The organism is Pseudomonas sp. 2VD (assembly GCF_005503585.1).
In the GTDB taxonomy this organism is placed as follows: Bacteria; Pseudomonadota; Gammaproteobacteria; order Pseudomonadales; family Pseudomonadaceae; genus Pseudomonas; species Pseudomonas aeruginosa.
Genome location: NZ_SCND01000303.1, coordinates 1 through 7331, shown reverse-complemented (window position 1 = coordinate 7331; position 7331 = coordinate 1). Strand labels below are relative to the sequence as shown.

Annotated in this window: 7 protein-coding genes; 2 read left to right on the top strand and 5 right to left on the bottom strand. The window is 66.1% G+C overall.

Annotation, left to right across the window (positions count from 1 at the left end):
* Positions 1 to 614: 614 nt before the first annotated feature.
* Positions 615 to 1538 carry a LysR family transcriptional regulator gene (locus FFS27_RS25050; protein WP_003093559.1) on the bottom strand — a complete coding sequence of 308 codons (924 nt, stop codon included), beginning with the start codon at positions 1536 to 1538 and terminating at the stop codon, positions 615 to 617.
* 140 nt (positions 1539 to 1678) lie between these two features.
* On the opposite strand from FFS27_RS25050, the gene FFS27_RS25045 reads away from it, so the two are divergent.
* The gene (locus FFS27_RS25045; protein WP_003101334.1) at positions 1679 to 2077 is read left to right on the top strand and encodes a RidA family protein; all 399 of its coding nucleotides are present in this window, start codon (positions 1679 to 1681) and stop codon (positions 2075 to 2077) included.
* 31 nt (positions 2078 to 2108) lie between these two features.
* On the opposite strand, the gene xth is transcribed toward FFS27_RS25045, so the two are convergent.
* The 3 genes from xth to FFS27_RS25030 form a co-directional block, all read right to left on the bottom strand.
* Positions 2109 to 2909: an exodeoxyribonuclease III gene (gene xth / locus FFS27_RS25040; protein WP_003110540.1), complete on the bottom strand. Its 801-nt coding sequence runs from the start codon at positions 2907 to 2909 to the stop codon at positions 2109 to 2111.
* 22 nt (positions 2910 to 2931) lie between these two features.
* A complete protein-coding gene (locus FFS27_RS25035) occupies positions 2932 to 3495 on the bottom strand; it encodes a DJ-1/PfpI/YhbO family deglycase/protease (protein WP_003110539.1) in 564 nt (187 codons plus the stop codon).
* Positions 3496 to 3630: 135 nt separating this feature from the next.
* Positions 3631 to 4563 (bottom strand): NAD(P)/FAD-dependent oxidoreductase, encoded by a 933-nt coding sequence (locus tag FFS27_RS25030; protein WP_023443503.1) that lies wholly within the window; start codon positions 4561 to 4563, stop codon positions 3631 to 3633.
* 80 nt (positions 4564 to 4643) lie between these two features.
* Between FFS27_RS25030 and FFS27_RS25025 the strand changes: the two genes are divergently transcribed.
* Positions 4644 to 5072 carry an Rrf2 family transcriptional regulator gene (locus FFS27_RS25025; RefSeq protein WP_003101327.1) on the top strand — a complete coding sequence of 143 codons (429 nt, stop codon included), beginning with the start codon at positions 4644 to 4646 and terminating at the stop codon, positions 5070 to 5072.
* A gap of 64 nt (positions 5073 to 5136) precedes the next feature.
* Here FFS27_RS25025 and FFS27_RS25020 read toward each other — a convergent pair.
* The coding region (locus FFS27_RS25020) for a TonB-dependent siderophore receptor (RefSeq protein WP_137952266.1) at positions 5137 to 7331 on the bottom strand (2195 nt) is incomplete at its 5' end.

Sequence of the window (7331 nt, the reverse complement as noted above, 5' to 3'; positions counted from 1 at the left end):
CACCGGGCGCGGCCGAGGCCTGGCTCGCGCCCGCAGCCAGCGCGAGAACCAGGCATGCATTCAGGTACGTTCTCTTATGCATGAATCGACTCCTTCAGTTTGGGGAGGGCAACTTCCTTAATCGTTCGCGTGGCGAAAGATATGCAGGGGTGACGGAGTCGTTCAAATATTTTTTATATTCGTTTCTGCTAGCTATTAAATATGAAGAAGCGTTTATGGATAGCAGAATAGATAGCTATTCCCCTCACTTGTCATTGATGTTGGAGTGCTCTCTCTACCAACTAAAGTTTGGTCTGGAGTGCCGCTATAGAGCCTTCGGCTTGCTTCATAGAGGTGCAGGGTGTAGTGCGCGAGTGCTTTGCTGGTGCATCTGTCGATGTGATCGGGTTAACGAAATTCGGATTTTCAAGTTATCCGGTTTGACCAGTCCTGAATATAAGGCTGGGTGAATCTTTTATTCATCGCTCGGAAACCGTTCCGATGTCGGCTTGGTTGAATTTCAGGATATCCGGCTTATGATCGTATCAGTCATCTTTATAATCGCGGGGCATATATAGAGCCCTGGCCGCTTACCATTACTCCAGGGTTTTCCAGGATACGCCTCCGTCTTTGTTTCAGAGCGGCGGATGCAACGGCGGCGCATGCCGCGCGATCAGTTCGGCGACCCACTCGATGAACACCCGCAGCTTGCCGCTGACGTGGCGGTTCGGCGGGAACGCCAGGTACAGCGGCATCGGCTCCAGGCTCCAGTCCTCGAACAGCGGCAGCAGCTCGCCGCGGGCGAGGGGCTCACGCGCCATGTAGTGCGGCAGCCAGAGGATGCCCAGGCCGGCCAGCCCGGCCGCCAGGTAGGCGTTGCCGTCGTCCACCGCCAGCACATGGCGGCCCGCCACCCGCAGGCTTTCCTCGCCTCTGTGCATGGCGTAGGGCAGGGCCTTGCCGGTGCGCGCCCAGAGGAAGCCGACGATGCGCTGGTGGCTGTCCTCCAGTTCGCGCGGGTGGCTCGGCACGCCGGCGCGCTGCAAGTAGGCCGGTGCCGCGTAGACCCCCAGTTGCAGGTCGCCGACCCGCCGCGCCATCAGCGACTGGTCGCGCAGTTCGCCGCCGCGGATGACGCAATCGACGTTCTCGTCGATCAGGTCGACGAGCCGATCGCTCACGCCCAGGTCGATCTGGATATCCGGATAGCGCGCATGGAACTCGGGCAACGCCGGGATCAGCAGCAGCCGCGCCAGCGGGCTCGGCACGTCGATCCGGAGACGCCCGCGGGGCGCCAGGGCGGCGCTGGAGAGGCTGGTCTCGGCATCGTCCAGTTCCGCCAGCAGGCGTATCACCCGCTCGTAGTAGGCGGCGCCGTCGGCGGTCAGGTTGAGCTTGCGCGTGGTGCGGTTGAGCAGGCGTACCCGCAGCCGCGCTTCCAGTTGCTGGACCAACTGGGTGACGCTGGTGCGGCTCATGTGCAGCGTCTCCGCCGCCTTGGTGAAGCTGCCGGTCTCCACCACACGGGCAAAGGCCTGCATCGCATCGAAACGGTCCATCGGGACTCCGGGTCGTGGAGGATTGTTTGGATTCTACAAACAGTCATGGCCAGGGTTGCGCGTTTATCCACGGCGCGCACGACCTTACCGTTCTTCCATCGACGATGACGGGGCCGGGAGCCCCAGGATGGAGGTATCGCATGACTGTACGCGACGTGGTTTTCCCCGCCGGCCGCCAGGCCCTCTACGAGCGCAACCGCTATTCCCCGGCGGTCCGCAGCGACGGCCTGCTGTTCGTCTCCGGCCAGGTCGGCAGCCGCGACGACGGCTCTCCCGAACCCGAGCTGGAGACCCAGGTCCGCCGCGCCTTCGACAATCTGAATGCGGTGCTCGCCGCGGCCGGTTGCGGGTTCGACGATGTGCTCGACGTCACCGTGTTCATGGTCGACGCCGAGGCCAACTTCGAGCGCATCTGGAAGATCGTCCCGGAGTACTGGGGCGAGGCGCCGTACCCCACGCTGACGGCGGTGGGGGTGAACTGGCTGTATGGCTTCAGCTTCGAGATCAAGGTGGTGGCGAGGTTGCCGGAGGGGCGGTGAGAGCCGATGCGCAGTGCCGGGGCCAGCTCGGCTAGCGCCGGGGCTCTGAGGGACGCCGCAGGCTTACCCAGGCTGGCGCGTGGTCGCTGGCGTGCTCCTCGCCGCGCACCCAGCGATCCACCCCGGCGTCTTCCAGGTGGTCCGCCAGGCTGGCGCTGAGCAGCAGGTGGTCGATGCGCAGCCCGGCGTCGCGTTGCCAGTGCTGGCGGAAGTAGTCCCAGAAGGTATAGAGGCGCCGGTCGGGGAAGCGCTGGCGTAGCGCGTCCACCCAGCCCTGCCGCAGGAGGCGCTCGAAGCACTCGCGGGACTCCGGCTGGAGCAGGGCGTCCTTTTTCCAGGAGCGGGTGTCGTAGATATCGAAGTCGCTGGGCACCACGTTGAAGTCGCCGGCCAGCACCACCGGATGGCCACTCTCCATCAGCTCGGCGGCGTGGCGGATGAGGTGCTCGAACCAGGCCAGCTTGTAGTCGAACTTCGGTCCCGGCTGGGGATTGCCATTGGGCAGGTAAAGACTGGCCACCAGCAGGCCGTCGACGGCCGCTTCGAGGTAGCGGCTGTGGGGATCGCTGGCGTTGCCCGGCAGGCCGCGGCGTACCTCCAGCGGCTGGCTGTCGCGGGCGAGGATGGCGACGCCGTTCCACGCCGACTGGCCCTGCCAGATCGCGCCGTATCCGGCCCTCTCCAGCGCCGCGGCGGGGAAGCGCGCGTCGGGCGTCTTCAGTTCCTGCAGGCAGACGATGTCCGGCGCTTCCCGCTCCAGCCAGGCCAGCAGCGCGGCCAGCCGGGTCTGGATGCCGTTGACGTTGAAGGTGGCGATCTTCAGGGTGTCCACCGCTTGTCTCCGCGAATGACGATCAGGCGGCCGCCTGCAGGGCTTCGCCGATGGCTTCGTTGAACGCCTGCAAGTCACCCGGGTTGCGCGAGGTGATCAGGGTCCAGCCGTTCGCCGGGCAGACTTTCACCCGCGTGTCGACCCAGTTCGCGCCGGCGTTGGTCAGGTCGATACGCACGCTGGAATAGGAGGTCAGGGTCTTGCCGCGGGCGACGCCGGCGTCGATCAGCAGCCAGGGGCCGTGGCAGATGGCGGCGACCGTCTTGCCTGCGTCGCTGAATTCCCTGACCAGGCGCCGGGCCTCGCTGTCCTGGCGCAGGGTGTCGGCATTCACCGTGCCGCCGGGGACCAGCAGCAAGTCGTAGTCCTCGGCGCGCAGGCCTTGCAGCCTGGCGTCGGAATTGACGATCAGGTCCTTCTCGCTGTCGTGTACCCAGGTCTGCGCTTCGCCGCCCTCGATGGTCGCGTGGGTGACCGTGGCGCCCTGTCGCTTCAGGGTCTTCAGCGGTTCGAGCAGCTCGTCGCGCTCGATGCCGGTGTTGGCGGTGATGACCAGGACGTTCTTGCCTTGCAGCTTCGCGCTCATGGTTTTCTCCTCTGCTGGGGCGCCCGTGGCGGGCGCCGTGGCGTGACATGCAGGAGAGTGGAAAGCCGGAACGCCGGGGAGTTCGAAAGATTTGCCGGGCGGTGGGCCGGATCCTTGGCCTGTCAGCCTCCGGCGTCAGCGGAACAGCAGCGAATGATGCGCCGCGCCACCGGTGCGCGCGCCGTCGCCCACCGCGATGGCGACGTTGCCGGCCGCCAGCGCCGCGTCGCCGCAGGCGAAGACGCCGGGAACGCTGGTTTCGCGCATGCCGTCGGTCCTGATGAACGGCCCGCTCGGCCCGTCCTCGAACTCGCAGCCGAGCAACGCCGCCAGCGGGCTGGCCATGCGCGTACGCGGCTGGGTGAACAACCCCGCGAGCGTAATCGTGCGGCCGCTGGCCAGGGTCACGTCGGCGCGCGCGCCGCCCAGCGCGACCACGGCTTCGCGCTCGATCGCCACGCCGCGCCGGTCCAGCCTGGACATTTGCTCGGCATCCGGTTCGAAGACGCCGTTGAGGAAGAAGGTGGTCGCTCCCCAGTCGGGCAACATCAGGGCGTGGTGGATGGCCAGCGGCGAGGCCGCCAGTACGCCAACCGGCCCGCCGTCCAGTTCGTAGCCGTGGCAATACGGGCAATGGAACACGTGCCGTCCCCAGCGCTCGGCAAGACCGGGGATCTCCGGCAGGTCGTCGGCGACCCCGCTGGCGAGGATCAGCCGGCGCGCGGTGAAGCGTTCTCCGTTGGCGGCCTTCACCACGAAACCGTCCGCCTCCTTCTTCGCCGCGACGGCGGCTTCGGACAGCCACTCGACGCTGGGATAGGCCAGCAACTGCGCGCGGGCGTCATCGGCGATGGCCGCCGGATCGCGGCCGTCCTGGCCGAGAAAGCCGTGGGAGGCCCGGGCGAAGCGGTTGCGTCGCAGTCCCGTATCCATCACCAGCACCCTGCGCCGCGCCCGCGCCAGTTGCATGCCCGCGGAGATGCCGGCGTAGCTGCCGCCCACGATGATCACGTCGAAAGTCATGGCGTATCTCCCATTCGGATAGTCACGCAACAACGTAAGTTTCATGAGATGCGCTTGTCAACGCTCTCGTAACTTTTTCTGTAGCGAGACATACTCATGGTCTTTCCGTCACGAGCCCGCCGTTCATGAGAAACGACACCCGCCTCTCGCGCATGCTCCATGTGCTGATCCATATGGCCCGCCACGAAGGGCCGGCGACTTCCGAAGCCATCGCGCAGATGCTCGGCACCAACCCGGTGGTGGTGCGACGGACCATGGCGCTGCTGAAGAACGAAGGCTACGTGAGTTCGGAGAAGGGCCATCGCGGCGGTTGGCGGCTGGCCAAGCCGCTGGCGGACATCACCTTGCTGGATATCCACCAGGCGCTGGGAGCGTCCTCGATCTTCGCCATCGGCCTGTCTACCGATCATCCGGAATGCCTGGTCGAGCAGGCGGTCAACGAAGCGCTCGGCGAGGCGTTCGAGGCGGCGCAGGCGTTGCTCCTGGAGCGCCTGGGGAGCGTCACGCTGGAGCAGTTGGCGAGCGAGTTCGAGCGCCGCTATCGGCCCTGCTGAGGCGCCTGGAAGGGCCGTTCGGACACCGCCGCCGCGCCTGCGGAGGCACGCCGGCGGTCCGGGATCAGAGCGAGTACTTCACCGTGAACATCAGGTTGCGCGGCTCGCCGTAGTTGAGGTTGCCGAAGTCGATGCCGCTGTAATAGTACTTGTCGAACAGGTTGTTGAAGTTCAGCCGTGTGTCGATCCGTTCGCTGACCTTGTAGCCGAGCATGGCGTTGACCACGGTGTAGCCGCCCTGCTGGAAACCGGTGCTGCTGTCCTCGGTCTTGCTCTGGGTGGCCAGGTCGCCGCCGACGCGCCATTTGTGCAGTTCGCCGGGCAGCGTGTAGCTGGTGGCGAGCTTGAACAGGTGGCGTGGCTTGGCCGCGTCGAATGGCTTGCCCTCGTTGGCCTTGTTGCTGTCGTGCTTGTACTTGGCGTCGACGTAGGTATAGCCGGCCATCATCTGCCAGTCGTCGCTCAGCGCACCGCTCAGCTCCAGGTCGACGCCCTGGCTGCGGACCTTGCCCGAAGCGCGCGAGCAATAGCGCGAGGTGGGGCTGAAGGGGCATGGCGAGGGGCCGCCGACGTCCTCGGTGGCGCGGTTTTCCTGGTCGATCTGGAACAGCGCGATCTGCGAATTGAGCGCGCCGCCGAAGTGTTCGCCCTTCAGGCCGATCTCGTAGTTCTTGCCGGTGATCGGGTCGAGCAGGCCGCCGCCGGCGTCGAAGTTGCTCTGCGGCTTGAAGATGTCGGTATAGCTGGCGTAGACCGAGTAGGTCTGGTTCAGGTCGTAGATCACCCCGGCATAGCGGGTGACGTTGCGGGTGACCTTGTAGCTGTCGGTATCGGCGTCGGCCTTGTACCAGTCCAGGCGCCCGCCGAGGATCACTTTCAGCGGGTCGGCGAGGTTCAACCGGGTGGTGAGGTAGGCGCCTTTCTGTTCCTGGTCGAGCTTCATGCCCCACAGGCTGGTGTTCAGCCTCGGCTTGAGGGTCGAACTCGGGTCCCACTGGGTCGGGTCCATCGGCCCGGTCGGGGTGCCGTCCTTGTTGAACAGGCTGCCCCAGCCGCCGTGGCCGTCGAAGCGTTCCTGGCGATAGCTGGCGCCGACCACCAGCTCGTGCTCGCGGCCGAGCAACTGGAAGGGACCGTTGGCATAGGCGTCATAGCTGTCGTGGTCGTCGGTGTAGCTGTAGTCGCCGGGGTTCTGGGTCATGCTGGCGCAGCCGGTGGTCGAGTAGTAGCAGTCGTTGTACAGCCCGAGCATGTTGATTCGCGCCCACAGCTTGTCGGCGGCCAGCTTCATCTGCCAACCGTTGGCGAAGCGGTGGGTCAGGTCGCTGAACAGGTGGGTGGTGTCGGTATCCCAGTAGGACCAGTCGGCGCCGTAGTAGGACGAGCGCTTGAGGTCCAGGTGGCGGCCGCCCAGCGGGCTGGGCAGGCCTACCCAGTTGTCGTTGCGGTTGTCGTTCTGGTTCGAGGCGCCGATGGCGAAGGTGGTGTCCGGGCTCAGGTCGGCTTCGGCGATCCCGTAGAACACGCCGCGTTCGCTGCTGACGTGGTCCTGGAAACTGTTGCCTTTCTGGTAGGCGACCACCGCGCGGCCGCGCAGGGTTCCTTCGCTGTTCAGCGGACCGGAAACGTCGGCCTCGCTGCGATAGCGGTCCCAGGTGCCGACGCTGCCTTGCAGGGAGGCGCGGAAGTCCTGGGTCGGACGCTTGCGCACCATGTTGATCGCCGCCGCCGGGTTGCCTGCGCCCTGCATCAGGCCGGTGGCACCGCGCACCACTTCGACGCGGTCGAACATGGCCAGGTCGGCGGCGGAAATGACGTCCTGGGTATAGGTGGAAATGCTCGTCGGCAGGCCGTCGTACATGATGTTGTCGACGTCGAAGCCGCGCGCCGCGTACTTCACCCGGGCCGGCCCGTACTGTTGCACGGTGAGGCCGGTGACGCCCTTCACCGCGTCGTTGAGGTCGCGCATGCCCTGGTCGTCCATGCGCTGGCGGGTGACCACGCTGACCGACTGAGGGGTCTCGCGGATCGACATCGCCAGCTTGGTCGAGGTGCGCATCGCCCGGGTGGTGTAGGAGCCGCTGTCTTCGGTGATGGCGGCGGTGGCCGGGTCCTGGGTGGCGACCACGCTGAGCGCGCCGAGGTCGACGCTGTCGCCGGGGGCGATGCCGGCACCTGTCGCCGCGGCCTCGACCCAGGCGTCGCCGCCCCGTACCTCCCCGCTCAGTCCGGAACCTGCGAGCAGACGCTGCAGTGCCT